The organism is Rothia sp. P100 (assembly GCF_023712425.1).
GTDB classification, from domain to species: domain Bacteria; phylum Actinomycetota; class Actinomycetes; order Actinomycetales; family Micrococcaceae; genus Rothia; species Rothia endophytica.
Map to the genome: position 1 here is coordinate 441,632 of NZ_JAMAYG010000001.1, position 24,741 is coordinate 466,372.

Below are 24,741 nucleotides of genomic sequence, written 5' to 3' on the forward strand. Positions count from 1 at the left end.
TTAAGAGGGATGTCCCTCGCGACTTCGGCGGTACGTTGATCGGTCCACGACTCCAGGCTGCTCCAGTTCAGTCGCGAAGCGAAGAGACCTACTCCAGCGGTTGGATCCGGGGATTGGACCTTGATGGCAGGTCCCAGCCGTGGCTCACGTGGATGGCCACGACCTGCTCCTCGGCGTTTGTCTGGAGTTTGGTCAGGGCGTCGGCGTCGTGGCCTGTCGATCGGAGATGGCGCAGGTTGCTGCTCAGCGCGTTCGCCCAGCTCATCAGCGGATCAAGGGTCTCCAGCCGCCGCTCAACGCTTTCGCCGGGCTTGGCTACTTCCATTACCTGCCGGCCGATGGTCGCACCCAGCATGCGCTCGGCCTCCAACCAAGTGTCGATGCCGTCCCAGTCCTCGAGTTGATCGACGAGCGCGATCGACGTGATGCGCAGGTTTGCCAGTCGCTCCCCCACCGGCTCTGCGGTGGGGTCGAAGCCGATGAGGCGTTGCACAGCTTCTTGAACCGCGAACCAGCGTGCATCCACGGCCGCCTTGCGTGATTCGGAGAGTGCCTCGTTGGCGCGCTTGTTCGCCAAGTATGTACCCACGCCGGCGACCAACAGGGATAAAGCTGAAATCACTAGCGCGAGAATGTCCATAGCTATATTGTGTCATGGCCAGCGCGGCCGTACTGACACGGCTGAGATCGTGGCCCTCGATCAGCTCGTTGTCGTAATCGCTCTGGGCGCACTTGATCTTCGTCTGGTGGAAGCCGATGTCGGCCTTGATGGCCCGGAGTCGAGGCTCGTCAAGGCTGGGGATTGTGCCGATCAGATCGGGCCGGCCAAGACGCTCCCGGACCACGGCCAGCACGAAATTCTCGATCTGCCCCTTGGACTACATAATGTGCCGCTAGCAGCGGTAGCGCTGGCTATGGGCCTTGACAGGTTTCTCACAAATGCCACAGAGGAAAAGTCCGGATCCGATGTGTTTGCGCGCAGTAGACCCAGTCCGGTTGGTGATTCTGGCCGGAGCGTTGAGGCTCTCCTGAACCGTCCACCAGACGTCGGGTTCCACGAAGGGCATCCACTGGCCCATCACAGGCTCGCCCGTTATCTATTTGATAGCCCGTTATACGTTTATGTATTTCGGTCCACGAAATCCTAGGCATGAATCATGCGAACGAAGTTACTACAGGAATAATGAAAGATACTCCAACGCCTTGACCTTTGCTTCTGAGAAAATCCGAATTTTGAATACCGCAGAATCAATTTTTAAAACAATGGAGTACAGGCCAACGTTTCCTGAAGGCTTCCCGCATCTGGCCAACGTAGTGGCATTCATCAGTAGGTTCGTCGACCAGTACACCACCTCCAGCAATCCGACATCGGGTTCCACCCCGTCAAAGGCCTCGACGCCAGCGTCGCGGAGAAACCCTCCATCCTTTAGACACTGTCCGCCCCTGTACAACAAGAATCAACGAATCCAGGCCGACCGTCGAAAACTAACGGTCTAACTAACGGCCACCATAGTCACCGTAGCATCACTTGAATTAAAGAATCTGCGCAAACGTCGTCCGTTAAAGTGCGCTTAAGTCCTGATTAGTCGGGGAAAGTAAAATCATGAAAGGCTCCCAATAGACCATCAAAGCTTTACACCACAGGAGACAACGTGGAACTCGATTTTGCAGGGTTAAAATCTGGCACGAAATTTGAGCAGCTCATACGCGACATCCTGATAACCCTGGGTTACCCTATCCGTTGGAGCGGTGTCGGCCCGGACGATGGGAAAGACCTCATCGCCAGCGAGCCCGGTCGCGAAATATTTGGCGGAAAACCACGTCAGTGGCTCATCTCTTGCAAGAACTTTGCTGACAGCAAAAAATCCGTTAGCTACTCAGACTTAACAGAGTCAGGTGACATAGCAGCACTCGTTGACACTCACAGAGTCGACGGATTCCTCATCGCATGCACCACACAAGTGAGCGCATCCTGTACGCGACATTTGGAGGCCCTTGAAACGAATAAGAGAATCCCAATCACAGTCTGGGACTCGGCGACATTACTTCGGCTTGCTGCCAATCCTCGTATCTATGCTTTGCTCCAGGAGTATCTGCCCACCACCGTCGGACTCAATGGCCTTAGGGTATACAGAACGACTGCACCGAACGAGTTTGTGATAACTGGTTTCGGATTTTACTTGCACGTGCATGAACGTCATGAGGGTGACCTGTCCTTCCAACTCGATTCGGTGAAGGACTATCTATTACGCCTCGACACGCTTCAGAAGTATTACGATACTGATCATGTACTTATCCGGCCACGATCGGTCTTCTACGACAACAAACACGGAACAGCTTCATACACAACCGAAGTCCTTATACACACTGGCACGTGGAATCCACCTTCGGTACCCGTGGATGCAACCGAGATCGTGAGGAGCATTACATCCGAACTCGACAATCCGACGTCGACCGCTTCTAAATACTACGACGGACAAGCGTCCCATCATGAAGTAAGAACTAGGGACGTTGATTTCCACCGCGACTCGTTCCACAAAGATCACTATCAGTATTACCGCGGCAACTGACTGGAATAACACCTCGCGAAGCTGGTTAAAAACGGATCGTATTAACAAGCAAATAGCCGTTCGACCACCCGTTATTTTCGCGGTCGCTCTCATGCTTGAATGACGCAAACGCCGGATCCCAGCGATTGGATCCGGCGCTTGCGAATGGTCAAAACGGCACGGGACTAGACGTTGAAGCGGAACTCCACCGGGTTCCGTCACAGACCAACCTCTAGCCGCCACCGACGAGCGAGACTCGACGCAAGCGCAAATCATGGCTGCGGGGCCGATCATAAAGCAGCGGGCACCGCGGCTACCGAGGTACGCGGCAGAAGATGCTTGCGCGCTTCATCCATCATCATTTCGTAGTGACCAATATGAGCGCCACCAGAGTTTTTCTCGAATACCCGAGCGAACGCTGCCAGCCATCGGCCGTTCGTCGCGACAGGTTGGGTGTAGGTTTCCGCATCCATGATCGTATGAGAACCGCTGTGAGACCACGCGATCAACGCATCGTGGAATGCGCGTTCATTGATCGAGAGGTCCTCTCCGAGTTCATAGAGATTCCTCTTACCACCAAGAGTCGTGAAGTAACTCTCAAGGATTCGCCGAAGCACGTTAGGGAGCCACGGCATACTTCCTTCGGGTCGGACCTCAGCGGCGGCCACCTCGTCCCATAGCTCTTGGTACGCCGTTCGAATTGGGTTCCTCTGCCCACAGTCCTCTACTTGATTGGGGTCCGGAGAGAATTTCCTGATGCGATAGAACTTTACCGCGGGCGACAGCTCACCTTGATGTTCATAGCAGACTTCATTATGGAAACGGCTGTTATGCGTGAGCAGGATCATCTGGCTTACACGGGAATGCGCGTCACTCCTGACCTCTTTGACTAACCTCCGAGTCAGCGCCGAGACCACAAACATGATGTCGCCGTCGAGGCTTGAAATGGGATCATCTATGACAGCGGTTATCCTCTCTGTCTCGCCGTCTTGGCGGACGCCGGACAGTGAGTGGTAGAAGTAGAGGAACGTGATGAAGGTTCGTTCACCCTCACTTAGGGTCTGAATATCAGCGGGTTGGCCGTTGTCGCGAATGATCCGATAACCATCTGACTTGCTCAATGCCACCTCAAGTCTAAAACTGTGGAACTGACTCAGCGCGAGCAAATCGTTGATCTCTTGTATTGTCCGGGCACTTGAGGTTATTTCCTTCCTCAAGTCACGCAACTCGTGCTCAACTCCGGCAAGTCGCTCCCGCTGCTTACTCATGGCGTCTTTGACGCCATCAATTGACTTCTTTTTCCGCTCGCTTTTCTGATTGAATCCTTCAATGAGGTCGTTCAGGTGCCCACGCGCAAACTCTTGCCACGCTGCGTCAACAATGATGCTGCGTTGCTCGCGACGATCCGCAACGATCGCGTTTGTCGTCTTGACCATTTCGTTTGCTGAAGAAATAAGTTTTTCGAGTAAGTCATAGTCAGTTTTTATCGTGTTAGTCATGATCTTCTCGGATGACTTGACCACCTTCTGCTGGATGGCCTTCCCGACACCATCTATGGCGAGTTCCAATGCGCGGAATACTTGGGCAGGATCCTCTATGGGAACCAGCGCCTTGAGTCGATCAAGGTGAGTAGTCTTGTATTCCTTCAGCTCCAAAGCCGCGTTGCTCAGGGTCATCTGAAATTCAAGAACTTCATCACGTTTATCTTGGTATGTAGCGTCAAAGATGCTCGCGAGTTCTTCCGCCAAGTCCTTCGGTACCGACCGTTGACAGAACGGACAGAGTTTCTCTGCGTTTTCCCCCTTGTGGAGGTGCTCCAATCCTTCTCGCACCCAGTCCGAGTTGGAAAGACGTTCAACTAGATCAGCGAGCGGCACATCCGCGCTACCCACAATCGGGGTCATCAGCACCGCCTGAACTGCCGCTTCGTCCCATTCGAGCTTCGGCGCGGGTGGCAGGAGCGAGGACTCCAAGATCGTCTCATCAAACGCAGTCTTCGCTTTGGCTTCAAGGGTGACGAAGGTGTCCGTTCCGCGTTCTGGATGGGTCTGCGCAGCCGCGAGAACCTTGTCCAAGCACCCCTCTTTGCTACCTTTGATGCCTGGCATCTTGTCCTTGAGCGCCACCGGAATGACAGCACGGCGTTCCCATGCTGTCTGAGCAAGAGCGGAGCGTTCGGCATTAAGCTGATTAAGAAACCTGCCGAGCGTCTCCTGTTGTTGTGCAAGCTTATTGTTGATCTTCTTCTGCTCGTCTTCTAGCGCGCCAATGCGCTGGAAGGTCTCGCGGCTGTCGTCACCCAACAAGAAGACCCCAGGCTCTTCACCGTCAGCGCTGGTAAATGAAGCGCGAACATAACTTCGGTTATAGACCTTGACGCTGTTCGAATGCTGCTGCCAGCTGACAGAAGAGCTGCTGACGGGGTCGTACGAAGCCAGGTACTGACTGATCGTGGTCTTGCCGGAGCCGTTGGGACCGAAAATATAGTTGATTTGGCTGAGTCCGGGGAGCATTGCTTCTGCCCCAAAGCAAGGGAGCCCTGCCAGTCTGACTTCGGTGATCACGGTGTCCTCCTCGACTCCGATCAGTAGTCTTACACTAATTCTGAATAGTTATTCCGTCCAGCAAGTTGTCATTGGACGCGGATCTTTAAAATCCCAGCTTCCTACACGTTGAAGCGGAATTCGACCGCGTTTCGCCGCTTACGACCATCTGACGTAAATGCTCACCGCCATCTTGGCACTCACCAGATCCACCGAATCTAGAAATCCAGACCGAGGTCGATGCTAATCCATCGCTTGATCTCACGATTGATCGAAGCATCAATATCGAAGATGTCAAACTCCTTGTACAGACGGTGGACCACGTCTGAGGGGACCCGCGGCAAACGTTTCTCCTTTAAGAGCAACGTTCGCTTACCTCGGCCCATTAGATAGCCGAGTTCCAGCGACACATTAGGGTTGAAGTCGCGCTGCTCGATGTCCTCAAACACCGCGATGCCGTACTGACAGCCGGTTAAGTACACCTCGATATTGGACCACAGCTCCCCGGTATAGTCCCTGTCGTCAGCTCGCACAGCAGTCATCCCCAACTCTGCGAGCGCGGCCTTAACCGACTCGTAGATCTGGTTCATCTGTAAAGTGTCGGCGAAGCGCATCATGACGAAAACATTGCGGCTCGGCTCTGGGTGGTCTTCTAGAAAGCGGCGGAGGTCGCTTTCAAGGTGTCGAACATGGCTGATATCACCGAGCTTGCCGAGCGTATTCATGGTCTCCATTTCGTGTGCGTGCTCTGCCGCGACTCGCCGCACGACGCCAGACTGCTGCGGGCTGCCGGGGAGCGGCAACGAAACCACCGCCGCAACCGGCCAACCCTGTTGGTTCTGGAGTAGGTCGGCCATAGCTGAGAGCGGATAACGGTCGTTCGGGCGGTCCAGCCAACTGACCTGCGGCATACCTGTGGCCGGACTAATCCCAACCAAGATTTGCGAATTGTCGCGTACGGCAATGAACGAGAACTGTCGATAAAACGGGGAGGCATGAGGTGGCAGCCCGCGAGAAGCCAATTCGTCCTTCAAAGCGTCGCCGAACTCATCGACGACCACTCGGCAGATCTCCTGTTCCGGTTCCGGTAGCTCGTTTCTGCCCATGAATGCGCTCGGCCAGTTCAACCCCATGGTGATTCCTTTCGTACGAGAGCAGGTCTATTTAGATCTTAGCCGCCGACAACGACAGATGCGCGCGGACGCGCGGAAGGCATATCTGGACCTGCTGCCAGACGTTATATCGGAACGCTCGACCCCTTTGGCCGCAGGAACCCAAGCATCAAAGCCCCTGATCAGACTGATTTCCTACACGTTGAAGCGGAACTCCACTACATCGCCGTCCTGCATGACATAGTCCTTACCTTCGATACGGACCCTGCCCTTAGCCTTCGCCTCAGCCATGGAGCCGGTGGCGTCTAGATCTTCAAAAGAAACAACCTCAGCCTTGATGAAGCCGCGCTCGAAGTCAGTGTGGATAACACCGGCAGCCTGGGGCGCGGTGTCGCCCTTGGAGATAGTCCAGGCGCGGGTTTCCTTGGGGCCGGCGGTCAGGTAGGTCTGCAGACCCAGGGTGGAGAAGCCAACGCGAGCCAGCTTGTCCAGACCAGACTCGTCCTGGCCGCTCATCTCTAGCATTTCGCGTGCTTCTTCTTCGTCCAGCTCCACCATGTCAGCCTCAAGCTTGGCGTCCAGGAACACAGCCTCAGCGGGAGCAACCATATCGCGCAGAGCCTGCTGCTTCTCTTCAGAGGCGAGCACGCCATCGTCCGCGTTGAAAACAAAGATAAAGGGCTTAGCGGTCAGCAGGTTCAGCTCCTTGAGCAGAGCCATATCGATTTTTGCTTCCTCAGCCTTAGAAATTAGGGTGTCGCCCTGCTCCAAGATAGCCTGAGCCTTCTTGTATTCCTCAAGCTGAGCAGCATCGCCCTTCTTGATTTTCACTGCCTTCTCCAGGCGGGGAATAGCGTTTTCCAGGGTCTGCAGGTCAGCCAGCACCAGCTCGGTGTTAATGGTTTCCATGTCAGAAGCGGGGTCAACCTTGCCGTCCACGTGAATGACGTCCGGATCATCAAAAGCACGCACTACCTGAGCGATAGCGTGAGCCTCGCGGATGTTTGCCAGGAACTGGTTGCCCAGACCTTCACCCTCGGATGCACCGCGCACGATGCCCGCGATATCAACGAAGGAAACGGTTGCGGGCAGAATGCGCTCGGAGCCAAAAATCTCTGCCAGACGAGCCAAGCGTTCATCGGGCAGGCTGACGACGCCCACGTTGGGTTCGATGGTAGCGAAGGGGTAGTTGGCTGCCAGAATGTTGTTCTTGGTCAGTGCGTTGAAGAGGGTTGACTTGCCGACGTTGGGCAGACCCACGATGCCAATTGTTAGAGCCACGGAAAAATAAACCTTTGTTTGGGGTGTTCTTAGTGCCCAGTTTACTAGGCATGGCGCTTTGCCTGTCTCTTTAGCAGGACGTGCGCGGGTGAGTTTGCTTGTACTTTAGAGCCCGCGTTGGTTTAACTCGGGTGCAGACCGTGACAAATGTCAGGGGCAGGTCGTGACATTTAGCCTGAGTCAATGCCCTTATCAGGCAGGAAACTTGAGATATGAACACAGCAATTGAAATCCTCAGCGTGAACAAGACCTTTCGCACCCGCACCGCCACGGTGGAGGCAGTCAAAGATGTCAGTTTCTCGGTGCAAACCGGTGAGATTGTTGCCCTGCTGGGCGAGAACGGGGCGGGCAAGAGCACCCTCATCGACATGTTGCTGGGGCTGACCGAGCCCACCAGCGGTACAGTCAAACTGTGGGGCTCCTCCCCTAGCCAGGCTGTGGCAGACGGCCGGGTAAGCGCCGTCCTGCAAACTGGTGGCCTGCTCACCGACCTCTCAGTCCGCGACCAGGTTGCCATGGTGGCAGCGACCTACCCCGGCAGCCCCGATGTAGATGCCGCACTAGAAGCAGCTGGTATCAGCCACATTGCTCGCAGAAAAATCAGCAAATGCTCCGGCGGCCAGCAGCAGAAGGTCAAGTTCGCCATCGCTCTGCTGGGCAACCCCGATCTGCTCTTCCTCGACGAGCCGACTGCCGGCATGGACGTTAACGCCCGCGAACAATTCTGGGGGTCCATGCGGGCTCAGGCTACGGCTGGCAAAACCATTCTCTTTGCCACCCACTACCTTGAAGAAGCCCAAGAGTTCGCCCAGCGCATCGTGGTGCTGGCAGGCGGGCAGCTCATTATGGACGGCACCCCGCAGTCCATTCGGGATCATGCTGGCACCCGCGCCATCAGCTTCACGCTGGATGCCCCAGCCCTGCATCTCACTCAAGAGCAAGACCGTGACTGGGGAGTCAGCAACTACACGGTCAGCCAAACGACGCACTCCCTGCACTGCCACAACGCCGAGGCTTTCACCCTTCACCTGTTGCAGAACCACAGCGTCACCAATCTGGAAATCATTGCACCCAGCCTTGCTGAAGCCTTCACCCAGCTCACCACCCATACCACCGGAGAAAAGATCTAACCATGCAGACCCTCAGCTTTCTCTTCTACGACCTCAAGCACTCCCTCTTCAATATTTCCACCCTCTTTTACCTGATCATCATGCCTGCCGGGTTCTACCTGCTCTTTGGGGTGATGCAGGACTACGGTTCAGCCTCCTTCCGAGATGGCAACGCTACCGCCTACGTCATGATCGGCATGGCCGTCTACGGGGCTGTCACCGGTTCGGTATCCTCATCAGGCACGGCGGTTATCGAAATAGAGTCCGGGTGGGGCCGCCAGCTGGCACTGACCCCCATGAGCCGCAGTGCTCTGCTGGCTAGCAAGGTGCTCAACGCTCTCGTCACCACTGCCCTGCCGGTTATCGTTGTCAATATCATTGCGCTGTTTACCACCGCAGAAATTCCGCCCGCCCAGCAGCTGCTCAGCGCCCTAATAGCCATTGCGGCCTCATCTATCTTTGTCTTCTACGGTATAGCGGTGGCACGCCTGGTGAAGTCAGCCCGCGCTGTATCAGTTGCTAGTGGGTTGGTCGTATTTCTCGCCTTCTTTGGCACCACCTTTAGCCCCCTGCCGCTATCACTGATGGACTACGCCCGCTTCACCCCCATGTACGGGGTAACCCAGCTAGCCCGCTACCCCTTTACCGCCGGCGACACTATCACCACCGACACGGTTCAGCGGATGGTGACCGAACCGTTGCACTATGCACTGATAAATGTGGCGGCCTGGGGCATAATCTTTATCGGAGCCAGCATCCTACTGCGCAAGCGGTCACTCGCCCGCTAGGCCAGCAAGTTTGAGGCTCACAGCAAGCAGGAAGTAGATATTATGAGCACACAACCCACCATACGCCGGCACTTTGACTGGCTGGCCGCCGGGTTCGCCGGAATCTGGCTAGTATTTCTGCTCTTTCCAATCACACAGTTGCTGACTAACAACCAACTGAGCAACACAGAAAAAACGCTGGGCCTAGTTGCTGTGGTTATTTTTGCCCTGACCTATCTGGCCTCTTACGGCGCCCCCTGGGTTTTACCGGGCAAGAAAACCTGGCACCTGACGCTGCAATGGAGCCTGCTCCTGCTCCTCCCGACTGCGGCGCTCACCTACGCAGTGGGGCCCTGGTGGCTCTATTTCTTCACCTACATTGTTGCCATGTGGGCCTTTCAAACACCGCCGCGTATCGGGCTCACCGTCGGCACCTTCGTCACCGTCTTATCCACTCTTGTCATGGTGGTGTACTACCCACGCATCTTCCAGCAGGGTGGGTACGGGTTTATTACCGGTGCTTTCTTCGTGCTGGTCATGGCGGCGCTCTCAGCCGGCGGGGATGCTCGCGTCCTGCGCCGTGAGCAGCAACAGCGCACCGAGCAAGCCGAGCGTATCGCCAGCGATGTGCACGACATCTTGGGCCGCTCATTGACAGTTATTAACCTCAAGGCAGAGTTAGCTTCAGCCCTGGTAGAAGCTGACCCCGCCAGAGCGCAACAAGAAATGCAAGAAGTCTCAGAACTATCCCGCACGGCTTTAGCGGAGGTGCGGGCAACTGTCACCCGTTTGAAAACACCGACCTTCACTGGCGAGATTCTCGCATCAGCACGTGCCCTCGAAACGGCCGGGATTAAGGCTCATCTGCCTAGCGAGCAGGAGGCCCAGGTGCCCGGCACCAACTCAGTGCTATTTAGCTGGGCTCTGTGTGAAGGGGTCACCAACATCATTCGCCACTCAGGGGCAGAAAACTGCCGGGTCAAGGTTGAAGCCGAACGGCTGGAAATTGTCGATGACGGAGTTCTCTCTCTAGGCCATGAGCTGATCAAGGGCAACGGCTTAACCGGCCTGGAACAAAGGGTCAAAGATTCTGGTGGCGACCTATTGCTTGAAACCGGAGGTGGTACTCGTCTCCTTGTTACGATGAACGGAGATACTTCACCTCTAGGAGCCTGACGCGTGAGCCCCATCAAGATTCTGCTAGCCGATGACCAGCAACTGATCCGGGACGCCCTAGGGGCCCTGCTTTCCCTACAGGCAGATATTGAGGTGGCGGGCTCCTGCGGACGCGGGGACCAAGTGCTAGACCTAGCCCGCCAAACCCAGCCGGACGTCGTCCTGCTCGATATTGATATGCCGGGCATGGACGGTATCAGTGTGGCTCAGCAGCTGAAGGAGCAACATCTACCCTGCCGTAGTCTCATTGTCACCACTTTTGGCAGACCGGGCTACCTGGCAAGGGCACTTGAAGCAGGTGCCAGCGGTTTCGTGGTTAAAGATACCCCGGCAAGCCAGCTGGCAGAGGCCATCCGCAAGATTCATGCGGGGCTGCGGGTGGTTGACCCGCAGCTGGCAGCCGAGAGCTTTGCGGTAGGCCCCAGCCCGCTCACCGACCGCGAGAAGCAAGTTCTACAGGCAGCTAAGGACGGCGCGTCAATCGTGACTTTGGCGGCACAACTGCATCTATCCCAAGGCACAGTGCGCAACCATCTTTCCAGTTCCATTGCAAAGTTGAACGCCGAAAACCGCTACGATGCAGCCCATCGGGCTGAGGAAAACGGCTGGCTCTAAGCAGGTGAGGGCTTAGCCCTAGTGGGCAGAGGCCCCGCCCAGGTTGAGCACCAGCACTCCAGCCACAATCAGCGAGATGCCTAGAACTTTAACCAGGGTAATGGGTTCGCCCAAGAAGGCAGCCCCAACCGCCACGATGGCCGCGGTGCCCAACCCGCTCCAGAGAGCATAAGCAACGCCCACCGGGATATCCCGCACCGCCAGCGAAAGCATGAAGAAAGCAATACCGTACATCGCCAGGCAGGCTAGCGTGGCCCAGAGACGGGTGAATCCCTCAGTGAACTTGAGCAAAGAGGTCGCCGCAATCTCAGAAGCAATGGCGATCGACAGGAAAATATAGGCCATAGTCACCAGTGTAAGGCTGATTGGTTACGTACAGGTGACCAAGTTTGGGGTGCAGCTCCGCTAGGTTCAAGGAGTCACCATAGGTGGCGCAGAGTAAAGTTGAGGCATGGCTACATCAACGGTTCTTCTTGCAGTTCTTCTTGCCCTAGTGCTCGGTGCCCTAGCAGGGTTTTTCTGGGGACGCGCGGGCTCGGGCAGTGCGGACGCTCTGAAAGAAAAGAATGCCCGGCTGACCGCTGATCTAGCAGCGTCCTTGCAGGCCGAAAAGCACCTGAACGCCCGAGTGCAGAGCCTGGAAACCAAGGCTGAGGCTGATGCCGATGTTCTGCTAGCGCTTGCCCCGCTCAAAACACAGTTGGCCACCATGGAACGGTCAGTGCGCACCATGGAGTCAGAGCGCGCTAACCAGTATGGGGGGCTGGCTCAGGCGATTGCGGAGTCCAACAGAACTCAGGCCCAGCTGCGGGATTTGACCGGGACGCTCTCCACCGCCTTGAGATCTACCAGTGCTCGGGGCACCTGGGGGGAAGCCCAGCTCAAACGAGTGGTCGAGGCTGCCGGCATGGCACCTCACGTCGCCTTCAGTGAGCAAACCACCGCCAGTTTTGAAGATGCCCACGGGGCGGTGCGTGGCGTCCGCCCCGATATGGTCATCAACTTACCCGGCGGCAAGACCGTCATTCTGGATGCCAAGGCGCCGCTGGGTGCCTACCTGGATGCTCAGGAGTCTGAGGGCCCTGCCCAGAAGGCTGACCTGGACCGGCACACCAAAGCGGTACGCGCCCACGTAGATGCGTTGGCCTCCAAACAGTACTGGGCTGCTTTCGACGCTACACCTGAGCTGGTGCTCTGCTTCATTCCTGCAGAGTCTGCCCTGGCTGCGGCACTAGCCCACGACGGGCAGTTGCTGGACTATGCCGCAACTAAAAATATTGCCCTGGTGGCGCCGGTTTCCTTGCTGGCAGCCCTCAAGGCTATTGCCTTCTCGTGGCGCCAGGAATCCCTCACCGATAACGCCCGGGAGCTCTTCGTGCTCTCTCAGCAGCTCTACGAGCGGCTGGGCACCGCTGGTTCTCACTTAGGCGCTATGGGGCGCTCGCTGACCCGCGCCGTGGATTCCTACAACGGTCTGGTGGGTTCCCTAGAAACCAGGGTCTTCGTGACAGCCCGTAAGATTGCAGAGCTCAACAAGGCTCCAGTACAGGAGAGCCTCTTCCCCTCCCCTAATGAATCAGCGGTCAAACCGCTGACCTCTCCAGAGTTTTTGGGTACGGCCTCTGAGCCGGGTGCAACAGCAGATAGTGGCTCCCGCTCTGAGGCCACAGTAGCCAGCCCAGATCCTGACCCCAGTACAGCAACCCTCGATACACCTACCCCTGAGCCCTACGACTCCTGGCTTGATGACTTTCTGACGGTACAAGAGCCAGAACCGAATGAAGATGCCGACTGGAGCCGATAGAAAAGTGGCCCTTCAACTATTCACGGTTGAAGGGTCACTTTTGATGCTCAGACTTTAGCGGTTGGGCTTTTCGCCGCGTCCTCCCAGGCGCATGGCAGGGGCGCCGGTGTCATTCTTAAGAGCTGAGCGCAGTTCCTTGGGCAGGGAGAAGAGGATATCTTCCTTAGCGGTCTCGATAGATTCCACGTCCTCATAGCCGTAGTCAGCCAGTAGGCGCAGCACGTCCTGCACCAGAATCTCGGGGACTGATGCACCGGAGGTAACACCCACGGTGGTGACGCCCTCAAACCAGGTTTCATCAACCTCGTTGGCGTAATCCACGAGGTAGGAGGCTTTAGCGCCGTATTCCAGGGCAACCTCCATGAGACGTACCGAGTTCGATGAGTTGGTTGAACCAACTACAATCACCAGCTCAGCCTGGGGTGCGATTTCTTTGATGGCACCCTGGCGGTTGGACGTTGCGTAGCAGATGTCGTCGCTGGGCGGGTCCTGCAGGGTGGGGAAACGTTCCTTGAGACGCGCAACGGTCTCCAGGGTTTCGTCCACAGACAGCGTGGTCTGTGAAATCCAGACGATTTTTTCGGGGTCGCGTACGGTCACTTTGTCCACTTCATCCGGTGAGTTGACGATCTGAACGTGATCGGGGGCCTCACCCGCGGTGCCCTCAACCTCTTCGTGGCCTTCGTGACCGATGAGAAGGATGTCATAGTCCTGCTTAGCAAAGCGCACGGCCTCACGGTGCACCTTGGAGACTAGCGGGCAGGTGGCATCGATGGTGTTGAGCTGGCGGTCTTCTGACTCGGCGATAACAGCCGGTGAGACGCCGTGGGCTGAGAAGACGGTGACCGAGCCTTCGGGAACTTCATCTACCTCATCCACAAAGATAGCCCCCTGAGCTTCGAGGGTCTCTACCACGTGGCGATTATGCACAATTTGCTTACGCACATAGACCGGGGCACCGTAGTGGTCCAGGGCTTTTTCGACGGCGATAACAGCACGGTCAACACCGGCGCAGTAGCCGCGGGGGGCTGCCAGCAGTACTTTTTTGGTGCCGGTAGGTGCGGCGGCTTCAATTACTTCGCGGGGCTTGCGCATACGGGGCACGGTGGGCAGGCCGAGTTCAATGGTCTTCTCTGCTGTGGACATGCTCTCTATCCTACGTGGTCTTAGCGGGTGTGTGCTGTGGTGGCTCTCGCAGTGGCGCGCAGTATCGCTGAGAGAATAGCCATCAGGGTAAGGGCTAGGGTCGCGATGAGGGCGTAGCCGGCCAGGCGGTAATGCAGGTCTGCGTAGGACGCCGTGAGTTTTTCAGCGATGCTTTGCAGGAAGAGTACTGCGGTGGGGCTGGCCGGCAGGCTAATGCCTGAGGTGAGGGAAAGCCCGCCACCCATAAGACCTGCCAGCCAGAGCAGCGCTGCGGCCGAGAGACTGGCAAAAGCCAGGTGTGCAAAGCGGTTACCGGGCCAGAGCAAAAAGCTGAGTGCCGCTATCACCGCAGCTGCTGCGAGCAGGAGCTGCCAAGAATCAGAAAACCTGATGAGGGTGTTGATAGCACTATTGATGGGGTAACTGCCCTGCCCGTTATCTAGGGGAACGGTGCGTCCGGGTAGGGTGCTGGTATCGATGGTGAATCCCAGCGAATTATTCACTGAATCATCAGCCTGATCATAAATTGCTGAAAGATCAAGCACCGCTGGGCGGCTTTCACCTGAGAAGTTATAGGCGTGAGTGTCACTGATGACTTCTAGCCAAAGGGTTTGAAAGTTCTCTGAGGTGATTGCCCCGGTCGTTGCATCGCTGACGATGGTGTGGGTGCGATCGTAGAGCCAATCCTGCACGTCCCCGTACCAGGTGGTGCTATTGCCGTCGCCCAGATAGGTGGCGATGGCGTCGGAGCTCATAATATCGTCGGTCACTGAGGTTCCCAGCACCTGCTGAAAATCGGGGTCAGTGGCCAGGGAACTGGTCAGTTCGGTGAAGTTTTGGGTGTCTACCAGCGTGGTATCAGCCCAGTAGGCCAGGGCTGAGGTGAGCCCTGTCAGCAGTGCCAGGGGCATGAGCAGAATGCAGATAAAGCGGCGGGTCAGATTCAGCGTCGGCTTGCGGGCAGGCAGAGCACGGTAGGACGCTGGAAAGGAGCGTCGCTGGACCGGCTGGTAGGCGGGCTCCCGGTAACTGCCACCGGGGGCAGGCTGATTGTGCTGATAAGCGTGAGGCTGCGGCGGCTGATAGGGCGGTACAGGGTGGAGTGCTGCCTGCTGCGCCTCTTGATCCGCCAGGTAGCGCCTGTTATCGGCGGCAATCTGGGGGTTCGTCCAGCTCCCGTCCCCGTAATCGGGGAGTTTCTGCGTGGGGTCTGCGCCCCGGTTCTCTGTGCCCATGCTGAGCATACTAACGTCTCTAGCTGAGTTTTGCCTCAGGGTACTGACGTGAGCTTACCGGCACTTTTTACCCCGGGAGGCTCTAAGGGCACCTAAAATGTCAGCCAGGGGTGCTAGAAATAGATGTATGAATGATTTTGCTGAACCCACCCTAGCGCAGCTTCAGGCTTTGCAGGAGCAACCCCAGCAACCGAGGCAGTTGGCCCCCACGGCCGGGCAGACTAGCCCTGAAAACCCCTGGCCGCTGCATCTGCTGTCCAACAAAATGCACGACTATATCGCCCGTTGCGTGCCCACCTGGGTGGAGGGGCAGGTCATTGAGCTTAACAATCGCGGGCGGGTTTCTTATGTAACCTTGCGCGATGTTGATCAGGAAGTTTCGGTCTCGGTCACCGTGTGGGGTTCTGAAATGGCTAAGGTTGCCGGTCACATTGATCGCGGCTCCCGGGTGGTGCTGCAGCTCAAACCCGACTACTGGGTAAAAACCGGGCGGCTGTCAATGCAGGGTTCCAACATCAAGCCGGTCGGTGTTGGGTCCATGCTGGAACGCATAGAGCAGTTGCGTGCCAAGCTCCAAGCTGAGGGGCTCTTCGATGCCCGCCGCAAAAAGCCTCTGCCGCTGCTCCCCCACCGTATCGGTTTGATTACGGGTAGAGATTCGGACGCTCTCAAAGACGTTGTGCGCAACACCAGTCTGCGCTGGCCCGCCGTCCAGTTTGAGATTCGTGAGGTTGCGGTGCAGGGGGTCAATGCGGTCTCTCAGGTTACCGCTGCCCTGGCTGAACTCGATGCCCTCCCGCAGGTCGATATCATTGTGATTGCTCGCGGCGGTGGCTCTTTCGAAGATCTTTTGCCCTTCTCTGAAGAGGCCATGGTACGGGCTGTTGCTGCGGCGCAGACCCCAGTGGTCTCAGCGATCGGGCACGAGGCTGACTCACCGCTCATGGACCATGTAGCTGACCTGCGTGCGTCTACCCCAACGGACGCTGGCGAACGCATCGTGCCCGATGTTGCTGAGGAGCGTCTGATGTTCGCCCAAATCCGCGCCCAGTTAGAGCGGTCAGTCACCCAGTGGGTGGAACGCGAGCGCTTTGGGTTAGCCCAGCTCCGCAGCCGCCCGGTATTGGTTGACCCTGCTTCTGCCCTGCTGGCAAGAGCTGAGGACTTAGAGAGGCTGCGTACCCGCGCCCGGGCTGCGGTAAGCCAGCGGGTGGTGCGTTCCCGCGATGAGGTAGCCCAGCTGCGCGCTCGCGTCACCGCTCTTTCACCCCAGCAAACTTTAGAGCGCGGGTATGTGCTCATGCAGACCGAAGCCGGGCAATTAGTGCGGGACGCTACTCTGCTTTCCCCCGGCGATACCGTAAAGGTGCGCGCGGCAACCGGATCCTTGGATGCCACCATCACCCACGTTCACCCTCACCACCACTAATATTTCCCAGAACGAGAGAAGAAGATGATGAGCAAAGATATCGAATTCACCACCAGCCTCAACGCGACCCCCGTAGATCAGCTGACCTACGAGCAGGCACGCGAAGAACTATTGCAGACGGTGAGCCGCATGGAATCTGGCGCCACCAACCTGGAAGAGAGCATCGCTCTGTGGGAACGCGGGGAGAAGCTGGCGCAACGTTGCGAGGCTTGGCTGGACGGCGCCCAGGCAAAATTGGATGCTGCTCGCAAGGACGCCGCCCAGTAGACCTATAGGTAGTAGAGCTGAAATAAGCTCTGTGGAACGAGCCGCCAAAGAACACAGATAGCCATGATCGCCTGCTACCCCTCCTTCGCCTGTTGCGCTTCCCTTACTGCTGCTTATAGTCGCTGAGGAAGTTGCCTAGACGTTCCAGCGCGTCCTTGAGGGTGCGGGTATCGGGCAGAAAGACCAGGCGGAAGTGATCCGGCTTGTCCCAGTTGAAGGCCGTGCCGTGGGAGAGCAGAATTTTTTGTTCGCGCAGCAGATCGAGCATGAACTTTTCGTCACTGGTGATGTTGAACTTGTCGGTATCGATCTTGGGGAAGAGGTAGAGGGCGCCTTCTGCCTGGTTGACGGTGATTCCGTCCATGTCGTTGAGCATCTTGTAGGAGAGGTCGCGCTGCTCCTTGAGTCGGCCGCCGGGCAGGATCAGGTCATTGATGGACTGGTAGCCACCGAGCGCTGTTTGCACGGCGTGTTGGGCGGGCACGTTGGCGCAGAGGCGCATATTGGCGAGGAGGTTGATGCCTTCGATGTAGGGGGCGGCGGCTAGTTTGGGGCCGGAGATGGCGACCCAGCCGGCGCGGTAGCCTGCTACGCGGTAGGCCTTGGAAAGCCCTGAGAAGGTGAGGCAGAGGACGTCCTCACCGGCGAGTGATGAAATGTGCACCATTTCAGCGTCGTCGTAGGTGATTTTTTCGTAGATTTCATCGGCGAAGATCACCAGCTGGTGTTCTTTTGCCAGGTCTACGATGTGCTGCAGGGTTTCGCGGGAGTAGACGGCGCCGGTGGGGTTATTGGGGTTGATGACAACGATGCCGCGGGTCTTGGGGGTGATTTTGGAGGTGATGTCCTCGATGTCCGGGGACCAGTTGTTTTCTTCATCGCAGTGGTAGTGCACGGGGGTGCCGCCTGCCAGCTGGGTTGAAGCGGTCCACAGGGGGTAGTCCGGTGAGGGCACCAGGATTTCGTCGCCGTGATCCAGCATGGCCTGCAGAGTCATGGGGATCAGTTCGGAGACGCCATTGCCCAGGTAGATATCATCGGTGGTGATATTCATGATGCCTTCGTTCTGGTAGTACTGAACGATGGCGGTGCGTGCTGAGTAGAGCCCGCGGGAGTCTGAGTAGCCCTGGGTTTCGGGCAGGTGCTCGATGATGTCCATCATGATAGTTTCGGGAGCTTCAAAGCCGAAGGGGGCTGGGTTGCCGATATTGAGTTTGAGGATGCGTTGGCCGCGTGCCTCCATGCGCTGGGCTTCTTCGAGGATAGGGCCGCGAATATCGTACAGAACGTTTGCCAGTTTTTTTGATTGCTTGAACTCCATATGCCCCAGATTACTCCTTTACGCTCTCGAGCCAGAAATTTGCGGCGTCTGTTTCTGAAATGGGGTTTTTGCCGGTGGTGAGGGTTTCGAGGCGCTCGAGTGAGGGGGTGTCGAGTTGAGCGGAGACTCTGTTGACGATGTTTTGGGCTTCTTCTGGTATTTCGCCGGCTCGGGTGAGGGGGATGATGTTTTGGGCAAGTTGGGTGCCCTGGGGGTCATCGAGCAGGGTCAGGTTGTTGCGTTTAATGTCTGAGTTGGTGCTGTAGAGGTAGGCGACCTGAGCTTGGGCAGTGATGAGTTGCCAGGTGCGTGAGCTTCGATCGTCGTTTTCTATGGTTTTACCGGGTGTGCAACCGTAGTAGGTGCCCAAGGATGCGGCGCCGGCGGGGTTACTGGTGAAGGTGGGTTGCACGGTGAAGGCTAGCTCCTTGCAGTGCTCTCCTAGATCCCCCATGTTTCTGATGCCGTATTTTTGGGCGGTCGCTGAGGTGATGGCGTAACCGTAGCGGTTGGTGGCAGCCGATGAATCGAGCATCTCGACCGTTTCGGGCAGTGATTTTTGCACGTAGCTGATGATGTCGCTACCGCTCAGCCCCCGGACGTTGAGGGGCTGTGCAGTGGGGCTGGGTGAGGCGGAGGGGGTAGGCCCAGCCGGAGTGTCAGTTGGTTGGGGGCTGGCGCTAGTCGGTGATTCGCTGGGGGTGATGCGGGCGCTTTCTCGGCTCTCTTCGAGTTCGGTGGGGCTGATTCTGCCGTCATCGGTGAGGTAGAGCAGCAGCTCACCGGAGAGATCAGGGATGAGGTGAATGCGGCCCTCTGCTGGTTCGGTCGCGCTGGGGTCGGCAGTAGCAAGTGAGGTGGTATCGATTCCCATGGAGTCGAAGAGCTCTTCCCGGGTTGCACCTGTTTCTGTTACTTCGACACTGTAGCCAGCCTGTTGCAGGGCAGCTGCGTAAAGGTAGGCAGCGTGGCGGGTTTCTGGGGTGATACCGGTTCCGATGCGGATGGTGGCGCTGGTGGGGGTCGCGGTGTGTTCAGCACTTTGCTCGGAAGGGCCGGAGACGCAACTTGTGAGTGCGAGGCAGGTGAGCGCCAGCGTCGTGGCTAGAGATTTGCGGCGGTGAGTAGTGAAAAAAGCGGTTATCATGAGTGGCCTTCTCTTCTCTAGGTCTCTAAGGCTGGTCAGTTGCACGGTAGTGGGCTGTCATCAATTCCAGGGTCGCGAAGCCCATCATCTTTGCGGCTTCTTCTACAACGCTGTAGCAGAAGTGTTGATCGAGTTCGCCGAGCGGCACCCAGGCAGCTAGGTCGCTGGAGCCGCCCACCTCGGAGGTCAACTCGCCCCCTATGACCTCGGCTCGGTAAATGGTGCGCAGGGCGCAAAAAGGCCGCGTTGAACCGTTTTCCGGCTCGAAGTAACCAGCATGCACTCCCAACAGTTGCTTCAGTTCAACAATGTAGCCAGTTTCTTCAAAAACCTCGCGGATGGCAGTGTCTGAAGGTTGTTCACCCGGGTCCATGCCGCCACCGGGCAGCGTCCAGCCCGGTTTCATACCGGGAATGTGAGGAACCCACCGGGACAGAAGTAGGCATCCATCGCGGATTACCACGGCATAGGCTGCAGGTCTCGTATCCATGACAAGTGGCATAGGGTGGGCTCCTTTCCTTCTCATCCAGTGTAACTTCCAGAGGCTCTCACCTTTGCCGATCTTTTCAGGGAGAGGCACTAAGCTCGTGAGTCATGAGTATTTCACTGATTTCATTGATGACGCTTTCCTTGGGCGAGGGCGCCCAGAGCGCAAGTGATTTTCTTCTGCGTCTAGCCAGCATCGATTTCTGGTTGGACGCTCCTTTGCGCATCATCATGATTGTGTTGATTGGGCTGATTTTGCATGCCATGGTGCGGCTGGTCATCCGTAAGGTCACCAGTTCGATTGCCCGGGGCACACAGTCACGGGTAGTAGCGGCTTCCCCCAAAAAGAGGCAGGGCAACAGGTGGAAGACCGACACCACTCTCTCGAGCGCCCGCCAGTCCCAGCGCGCGAAGACCGTCGGTTCAGTGCTGAGGTCAGTGGCTTCTATCGTCATTTGGACAGTCATGATTGTCATGATTATCGCTGAATTGGGTTTCAATATCGCCCCGGTGATTGCGTCTGCCGGTGTGGTGGGTGTTGCCCTGTCCTTCGGCGCTCAGTCTCTAGTCAAAGATTTCTTATCCGGCATCTTTATTGTCGCCGAGGACCAACTAGGTATTGGAGACTGGGTGGATTTGGGCGAAGCCTCCGGTGAAGTAGAGGCCGTGGGCCTTCGAACCACTCAGGTGCGCGACCTGGAAGGTACCCTCTGGCACGTCCGTAACGGTGAAATTCTGAGGGTGGGCAACTCATCCCAGGGCTGGGCACGCACTGTGGTGGACCTGCCCATCCCCTACGATGCTGATATTGACGAGATGGCAGATTTCCTGGTTGAGGCTACCTCTGAGGCTCTGCAGAAGCCCGGTATTAAGGGCAATGTGACAGGTAAGCCAGAGTACCTGGGCGTGCAGACCATTACCGGCGAATCCGTGACGCTGCGCCTGCTGGTCAAAACTGCTCCAGCTGCCCAGTTCTCGGTGGGGCGCAAACTGCGTGAAGAGCTCAAGAAGGCGATGGACGCCCGCGGTATCCGCATGCCGCACACCAACCAGTCCGTGGTTCTGACCGAAGAGCAGTCATCACCTTCCAAGAAAACTATTCCCGCAGACAGCCAACAGTAGTTAAGTTGCTGACTGGTTCCGGGCTTTTGTACGGGCTTGGAAATAGCTCAAAAGTCGTAGCTTAAGCGGAGCGCCTTCCACCCACCTGCACGTTCCCTGAAGCAAAGCGAGATGGAGTATAGCGGGTGCAAGCTCGCGAGCACCTAAGATCAAGCGTCATCAGCTAAGCGCTAGCGTGCTGGTTTGAACTTGAGGGGTCTGAGGGTGTGGAGCTAAGCCGACTTGTACACCATTTCTTACTTCTTCTTGCGGCCTGCCGCCCCGCCTTTTTGGGTCTGGTATTGGCGTAGGTTGCCGTTTTTGCGGGCATTGCGTTTTTTGCGGTCTTCAAGTTCGCGGCGTTTGTTGGCGGCTTGGCGTTTTTGTTTAGCTTCTTCTTTTTGGCGGCGCTGTTTTTCAAGGGCTACCTCTTTGCTGTCGCTACCGCGGTTAGAGGCTGCGGTGCGTCCGCGGGTGATGCCTACGAAGTCTTGCAGAAGGGCTTCGCGATCATCTTCGCGTAGTTGCCGTTTCCAGCAGAGGAGGACGGGGCGTTCATCAGCGCCTTTGAGGGGGCGGTGGGTGAGGTCTTTGCGGTGGTAGAAGCGGGCCACTGAGAGAGGGGCGATCATCAGCCCGACCCCGGCTGCTATGAGCTCTACGGCGTCCTTACGGTTGCGCATCTGGGGTAGCTGGCGGGGATTAGCTGCACGGTAGTCTGCTGAGATTTCTGCCCACTCGGGCACCTCATCAGGCGCTTGTAGGAGCAATTCTTCGGAGAGCTCGTCAAGAGGTACTTCATCCAGGACGGTGAGTAAGTGCTCCTTGGGCATCAGGACGACCAGTTGCTCGCGGTAAAGCTCGATGGCGTGGTACTTTTTCTTGTCGCGGGCCTCTGGTTCATCTTCGGCGCGCACGATCACCATATCGGCGAAGGCATCTAGAGCATCTAAGCCGCGGGCTTCTGCCAGCGCAACCTCGGTGAGGGGGGCTATCGCGCTGTAGCGTTGTTGCCAGCGGTTGAACCATTTGCCGGGCATAATGCCCGGCACGAAACCAATGCAGAGACCAGGGACTTTGCCTACACGCTCATAGCGGGCAGTTTCCTCGTCGATGAGGAGGTGTGGATGGTTGAGGATAGCTTCGCTCAGAGTCACAGCTTTTCCACTTTCTTGAGAGCTTCAGCAGTTTGCTTCCGCTGGATGAGGCGATAGAGGACGATGATTGCACCCAGGAGGGCTATGAGGGTAACGGCAATGAAGGGGTTTTCAAGCCACGCCCACACTACTGCCATACCAACCGTCCCGTAGATAACGCCCCAAATGAGGGTACCGAGAAGCATGGCCGGTATCCAGCGAAGAAGAGGCATTTGGGTGAAGCCGGTGGTGATGATAACAGCTGTTTGAAACCCTACGGTGAAAAAACAGGCGGGTACGGCCAAGACTCCCCAGCGGTTTACAAAATCTCTAGCTTGCACATAGACAGGATGGCGCATCAAGCGTGCGATTTTCTGGGAGTGACGCCCGCCTGCAGCAGCTAGTCTCCCCAAAGAATAGATAATGGATGTGCGAATGACACCAACGGTCCAGAAGAAGCCGATAGCGGCACTCCAGTGCAAGGTGTCTAGCCATTCTCTCATTTGCTCAAGTTTACCGGCTTGCGGACGACTCTAGGGCAAGACGTTAGACAGGACACCTTAGGAGTACCACCCCACCATTATTAGGCATCCTTAGTACATAATCAGGCACACCAAAATTAGTAGCTCAGAATGCTAGCCAAAGACAGATTAATTAGGTTATATTTTTATTACCAAATAGTTGCTGAGTTTGTGGGAAGCAATGTAGCTAGAAGGTGTCGAAGATTTTTCTTCTTCCTGTGTGTGATGCAAGGCGGAGGTACCTCAGATACCTCCGCCTTATTCTTTTTGACGCCTTCAGAGTAGCCAACTACTTCAAGGTGAGCTGCTTCAATTCCTTCATCGCAGCGGGAACTTTCTCTTGCAGTTCGCCCCGTACCAAATCTGCCTGCCCATCACTGTAGCCCTGCAGGTAGAGATAGGAAGGCTTCTCACTCTCCTGAGCCTGCGGAGCGTCGCCTGAAAGCCAAGCAGTAAAGGTCATCTCATCGGTGAGACGGCCCAGGTGCCCCTGCAGCTCTTTGGCCATAGACAGCATGTTGATCTGGTCCTCTGTGAGGGGTAAGCCAGCGTCCTGGAAGGATTCTAAGGTGTAGCGCGCGGCCTTAACCATCTTTCGGATATCGTGCCAGGACGCATCGGCCTCAACCCCGACCTCTCCCCCAGGGTGACTTTCATAGGTTTTCAAGACGCCCTTATGCAGACGCTTAGCCACCTTATTGAGATAGTTTTCGCTATTAAGGGGCAGATCAGCGCTCAACGTCACATCTGCAATCAGTGCCCCTAGTTCTCTCTGCACCGCCAGTCGGCGGGCTGAAGCACTGTAGGTAAGAGCTTCTTGAGTCCCCATCAGCATCTGTTCTTGGGCGCGGCTCATCAGATGAGAGAGATCCCCGGCAGCAGGAGTTCCCCGCTCAGCCAGCATGTCAGCCAGCAGCTCACCATTTCGGTTGGTCTCGTACACCTCGGCATAATACTTCAGTTCGAGGGCAAGCTCAGCCAAGTGCTCATCTACCTCAAGGCTTTTAGTGTAAGGGCGCACCATGTATTTAATGGTGCTGCGCAGCTGCCTGGCAGCAATACGACCGCGGTGGGTTGCGTCTTGCACACCGGCTTTCAGCAGAAGATCAGCTTGTACCAGCGCTAGGCTTTGGTGGGCGAGGACGGTGGTGAGCACCTGCGCAGAACTGGGCAGGGTGAACTTAGCACCCGCGCGTCCCGTACGTTTTTTCCGTGGAGCTTGCGCAGATGGCTGGAGATCAGCTTTATCGCCCTTGAGTCTGCGTTCAAAATCAGCGTCCTGCCCCAGCGCCCGAGCAATTTTTGCACTTGATTGCGAAGGTACTGCTCCGGCAGCAGTTAGCACTGTTTCTACCTCTGAGAAGACCTTTTGCGCCAGCTCTTCACTCTCTTCAGCTGCCCCCAGCAGCTCAACTTCCCACTCACACCAGGTTCTTTGTATTCCTGTGGAATAGTCAACCGCTCTCACGCTGTCTTCACAAATCTCAGCAATATCCCCGGTGCCTGCAAGAGACAAAACCGTACGCTTCCGGTCGGTCGTCAAAGAAACCCTCGGCACAAGGGTCTCATCGAGAATGGCAGCTCGAACAAAATCGGTCACCGTATCAGGCACTCCTAGCGCATCGTCCGTGAGGTCAAAGCCCACTTCATGGCGCCCACCCGCTGCGTCGAATTTAATGTGCCATCCCTGGTCGTATCCCCCGGTACGGCGGCGAACAGCTATTTTATGGCGCCCCAGACTCTGGGTTTCGGTATCGAAATAGGTGGCATCCAGATGTTCGCTGACAGTTGGGGCTGCCACCAATTCCTTCATGGACCAGCTCAGCTGAGGTATGGGGGATCCAGCCTCTGGCATCTCGTATTTACGCTCAATCTCAAGATGGTGGGACACCATAGGATATAACCCTTCGCAGTGGGAGGTAGATATGTTCATCAAGCCAAGAAGCAAGAATGATACGCCTTAAGAGTACTCAGCGCCCCGGCTCTCTTCCAAGAG

At 56.7% G+C, this 24,741-nt stretch carries 22 protein-coding genes; 9 read left to right on the plus strand and 13 right to left on the minus strand.

Going from position 1 to position 24,741, the window contains the following annotated elements:
- Positions 1-88: 88 nt before the first annotated feature.
- Positions 89-640, minus strand: coding sequence for a hypothetical protein (locus tag M3668_RS02045; protein WP_251379166.1), 552 nt, complete (start codon positions 638-640; stop codon positions 89-91).
- 1,012 nt (positions 641-1,652) lie between these two features.
- Here M3668_RS02045 and M3668_RS02050 point away from each other — a divergent pair.
- The gene (locus M3668_RS02050; RefSeq protein ID WP_251379167.1) at positions 1,653-2,570 is read left to right on the plus strand and encodes a restriction endonuclease; all 918 of its coding nucleotides are present in this window, start codon (positions 1,653-1,655) and stop codon (positions 2,568-2,570) included.
- A gap of 269 nt (positions 2,571-2,839) precedes the next feature.
- Here the strand turns inward: M3668_RS02050 and M3668_RS02055 are convergent, their stop codons facing one another.
- From M3668_RS02055 to ychF, 3 genes are all read right to left on the minus strand, one after another.
- The gene (locus M3668_RS02055; RefSeq protein WP_251379168.1) at positions 2,840-5,113 is read right to left on the minus strand and encodes an AAA family ATPase; all 2,274 of its coding nucleotides are present in this window, start codon (positions 5,111-5,113) and stop codon (positions 2,840-2,842) included.
- 197 nt (positions 5,114-5,310) lie between these two features.
- Complete coding sequence (locus M3668_RS02060) at positions 5,311-6,225, minus strand: nucleotide-binding protein (RefSeq protein ID WP_251379169.1); 915 nt, start codon at positions 6,223-6,225, stop codon at positions 5,311-5,313.
- Between the two features lie 174 nt (positions 6,226-6,399).
- Positions 6,400-7,485 (minus strand): redox-regulated ATPase YchF, encoded by a 1,086-nt coding sequence (ychF, locus tag M3668_RS02065; protein WP_251379170.1) that lies wholly within the window; start codon positions 7,483-7,485, stop codon positions 6,400-6,402.
- Between the two features lie 212 nt (positions 7,486-7,697).
- Here ychF and M3668_RS02070 point away from each other — a divergent pair, with 212 nt between their 5' ends.
- Genes M3668_RS02070 through M3668_RS02085 form a run of 4 tightly spaced genes read left to right on the plus strand, consistent with a single transcriptional unit; the run spans position 7,698 to position 11,152 of the window.
- A complete protein-coding gene (locus M3668_RS02070) occupies positions 7,698-8,615 on the plus strand; it encodes an ABC transporter ATP-binding protein (RefSeq protein ID WP_237202190.1) in 918 nt (305 codons plus the stop codon).
- A 2-nt stretch (positions 8,616-8,617) separates the two neighbouring features.
- A complete protein-coding gene (locus M3668_RS02075) occupies positions 8,618-9,382 on the plus strand; it encodes an ABC transporter permease (RefSeq protein WP_251379171.1) in 765 nt (254 codons plus the stop codon).
- 42 nt (positions 9,383-9,424) lie between these two features.
- A complete protein-coding gene (locus tag M3668_RS02080) occupies positions 9,425-10,537 on the plus strand; it encodes a sensor histidine kinase (RefSeq protein WP_251379172.1) in 1,113 nt (370 codons plus the stop codon).
- A 3-nt stretch (positions 10,538-10,540) separates the two neighbouring features.
- Entirely contained in the window at positions 10,541-11,152 is a 612-nt protein-coding gene (locus M3668_RS02085) for a response regulator transcription factor (RefSeq protein WP_251379173.1), read from the plus strand.
- 18 nt (positions 11,153-11,170) lie between these two features.
- On the opposite strand, the gene M3668_RS02090 is transcribed toward M3668_RS02085, so the two are convergent.
- Positions 11,171-11,497 (minus strand): DMT family transporter, encoded by a 327-nt coding sequence (locus M3668_RS02090; RefSeq protein ID WP_251379174.1) that lies wholly within the window; start codon positions 11,495-11,497, stop codon positions 11,171-11,173.
- A gap of 106 nt (positions 11,498-11,603) precedes the next feature.
- Here M3668_RS02090 and M3668_RS02095 point away from each other — a divergent pair, with 106 nt between their 5' ends.
- Positions 11,604-12,956: a DNA recombination protein RmuC gene (locus tag M3668_RS02095; protein WP_251379175.1), complete on the plus strand. Its 1,353-nt coding sequence runs from the start codon at positions 11,604-11,606 to the stop codon at positions 12,954-12,956.
- A gap of 54 nt (positions 12,957-13,010) precedes the next feature.
- Here M3668_RS02095 and M3668_RS02100 read toward each other — a convergent pair whose 3' ends face one another.
- Positions 13,011-14,102: a 4-hydroxy-3-methylbut-2-enyl diphosphate reductase gene (locus M3668_RS02100; protein ID WP_251379176.1), complete on the minus strand. Its 1,092-nt coding sequence runs from the start codon at positions 14,100-14,102 to the stop codon at positions 13,011-13,013.
- 20 nt (positions 14,103-14,122) lie between these two features.
- Entirely contained in the window at positions 14,123-15,346 is a 1,224-nt protein-coding gene (locus M3668_RS02105) for a hypothetical protein (RefSeq protein ID WP_251379177.1), read from the minus strand.
- Positions 15,347-15,464: 118 nt separating this feature from the next.
- On the opposite strand from M3668_RS02105, the gene xseA reads away from it, so the two are divergent.
- A complete protein-coding gene (xseA, locus tag M3668_RS02110; RefSeq protein ID WP_251379178.1) occupies positions 15,465-16,766 on the plus strand; it encodes an exodeoxyribonuclease VII large subunit in 1,302 nt (433 codons plus the stop codon).
- Positions 16,767-16,793: 27 nt separating this feature from the next.
- Positions 16,794-17,033: an exodeoxyribonuclease VII small subunit gene (locus M3668_RS02115; protein WP_251379685.1), complete on the plus strand. Its 240-nt coding sequence runs from the start codon at positions 16,794-16,796 to the stop codon at positions 17,031-17,033.
- Positions 17,034-17,136: 103 nt separating this feature from the next.
- On the opposite strand, the gene M3668_RS02120 is transcribed toward M3668_RS02115, so the two are convergent.
- The 3 genes from M3668_RS02120 to M3668_RS02130 are packed head-to-tail and all read right to left on the minus strand — an operon-like array spanning position 17,137 to position 20,003.
- Positions 17,137-18,354 (minus strand): pyridoxal phosphate-dependent aminotransferase, encoded by a 1,218-nt coding sequence (locus M3668_RS02120; protein WP_251379179.1) that lies wholly within the window; start codon positions 18,352-18,354, stop codon positions 17,137-17,139.
- A 10-nt stretch (positions 18,355-18,364) separates the two neighbouring features.
- Entirely contained in the window at positions 18,365-19,501 is a 1,137-nt protein-coding gene (locus M3668_RS02125; RefSeq protein ID WP_251379180.1) for a glycine betaine ABC transporter substrate-binding protein, read from the minus strand.
- 25 nt (positions 19,502-19,526) lie between these two features.
- On the minus strand, positions 19,527-20,003 hold the full coding sequence (locus tag M3668_RS02130) for an NUDIX hydrolase (RefSeq protein WP_251379181.1): 477 nt from the start codon (positions 20,001-20,003) through the stop codon (positions 19,527-19,529).
- Positions 20,004-20,095: 92 nt separating this feature from the next.
- Between M3668_RS02130 and M3668_RS02135 the strand changes: the two genes are divergently transcribed.
- Complete coding sequence (locus M3668_RS02135) at positions 20,096-21,109, plus strand: mechanosensitive ion channel family protein (protein WP_251379182.1); 1,014 nt, start codon at positions 20,096-20,098, stop codon at positions 21,107-21,109.
- A 236-nt stretch (positions 21,110-21,345) separates the two neighbouring features.
- Here the strand turns inward: M3668_RS02135 and M3668_RS02140 are convergent, their stop codons facing one another.
- From M3668_RS02140 to M3668_RS02150, 3 genes are all read right to left on the minus strand, one after another.
- A complete protein-coding gene (locus M3668_RS02140) occupies positions 21,346-22,245 on the minus strand; it encodes a LysR family transcriptional regulator substrate-binding protein (RefSeq protein WP_251379183.1) in 900 nt (299 codons plus the stop codon).
- Entirely contained in the window at positions 22,242-22,727 is a 486-nt protein-coding gene (locus M3668_RS02145; RefSeq protein ID WP_251379184.1) for a DedA family protein, read from the minus strand. Before M3668_RS02145 ends, M3668_RS02140 begins: the two co-directional genes overlap by 4 nt.
- Before the next feature lie 307 nt (positions 22,728-23,034).
- Positions 23,035-24,639: a CYTH and CHAD domain-containing protein gene (locus M3668_RS02150; RefSeq protein WP_251379185.1), complete on the minus strand. Its 1,605-nt coding sequence runs from the start codon at positions 24,637-24,639 to the stop codon at positions 23,035-23,037.
- Positions 24,640-24,741: the final 102 nt, after the last annotated feature.

Coding starts and splice junctions, on each gene's coding strand:
- M3668_RS02045 (WP_251379166.1), bottom strand. CDS start 640: ATGGACATTCTCGCGCTAGTGATTTCAGCTTTATCCCTGTTGGTCGCC.
- M3668_RS02060 (WP_251379169.1), bottom strand. CDS start 6,225: ATGGGGTTGAACTGGCCGAGCGCATTCATGGGCAGAAACGAGCTACCG.
- M3668_RS02070 (WP_237202190.1), top strand. CDS start 7,698: ATGAACACAGCAATTGAAATCCTCAGCGTGAACAAGACCTTTCGCACC.
- M3668_RS02075 (WP_251379171.1), top strand. CDS start 8,618: ATGCAGACCCTCAGCTTTCTCTTCTACGACCTCAAGCACTCCCTCTTC.
- M3668_RS02080 (WP_251379172.1), top strand. CDS start 9,425: ATGAGCACACAACCCACCATACGCCGGCACTTTGACTGGCTGGCCGCC.
- M3668_RS02090 (WP_251379174.1), bottom strand. CDS start 11,497: ATGGCCTATATTTTCCTGTCGATCGCCATTGCTTCTGAGATTGCGGCG.
- M3668_RS02095 (WP_251379175.1), top strand. CDS start 11,604: ATGGCTACATCAACGGTTCTTCTTGCAGTTCTTCTTGCCCTAGTGCTC.
- M3668_RS02100 (WP_251379176.1), bottom strand. CDS start 14,102: ATGTCCACAGCAGAGAAGACCATTGAACTCGGCCTGCCCACCGTGCCC.
- M3668_RS02105 (WP_251379177.1), bottom strand. CDS start 15,346: ATGCTCAGCATGGGCACAGAGAACCGGGGCGCAGACCCCACGCAGAAA.
- xseA (WP_251379178.1), top strand. CDS start 15,465: ATGAATGATTTTGCTGAACCCACCCTAGCGCAGCTTCAGGCTTTGCAG.
- M3668_RS02115 (WP_251379685.1), top strand. CDS start 16,794: ATGAGCAAAGATATCGAATTCACCACCAGCCTCAACGCGACCCCCGTA.
- M3668_RS02120 (WP_251379179.1), bottom strand. CDS start 18,354: ATGGAGTTCAAGCAATCAAAAAAACTGGCAAACGTTCTGTACGATATT.
- M3668_RS02125 (WP_251379180.1), bottom strand. CDS start 19,501: ATGATAACCGCTTTTTTCACTACTCACCGCCGCAAATCTCTAGCCACG.
- M3668_RS02130 (WP_251379181.1), bottom strand. CDS start 20,003: ATGCCACTTGTCATGGATACGAGACCTGCAGCCTATGCCGTGGTAATC.
- M3668_RS02135 (WP_251379182.1), top strand. CDS start 20,096: ATGAGTATTTCACTGATTTCATTGATGACGCTTTCCTTGGGCGAGGGC.
- M3668_RS02145 (WP_251379184.1), bottom strand. CDS start 22,727: ATGAGAGAATGGCTAGACACCTTGCACTGGAGTGCCGCTATCGGCTTC.
- M3668_RS02150 (WP_251379185.1), bottom strand. CDS start 24,639: ATGGTGTCCCACCATCTTGAGATTGAGCGTAAATACGAGATGCCAGAG.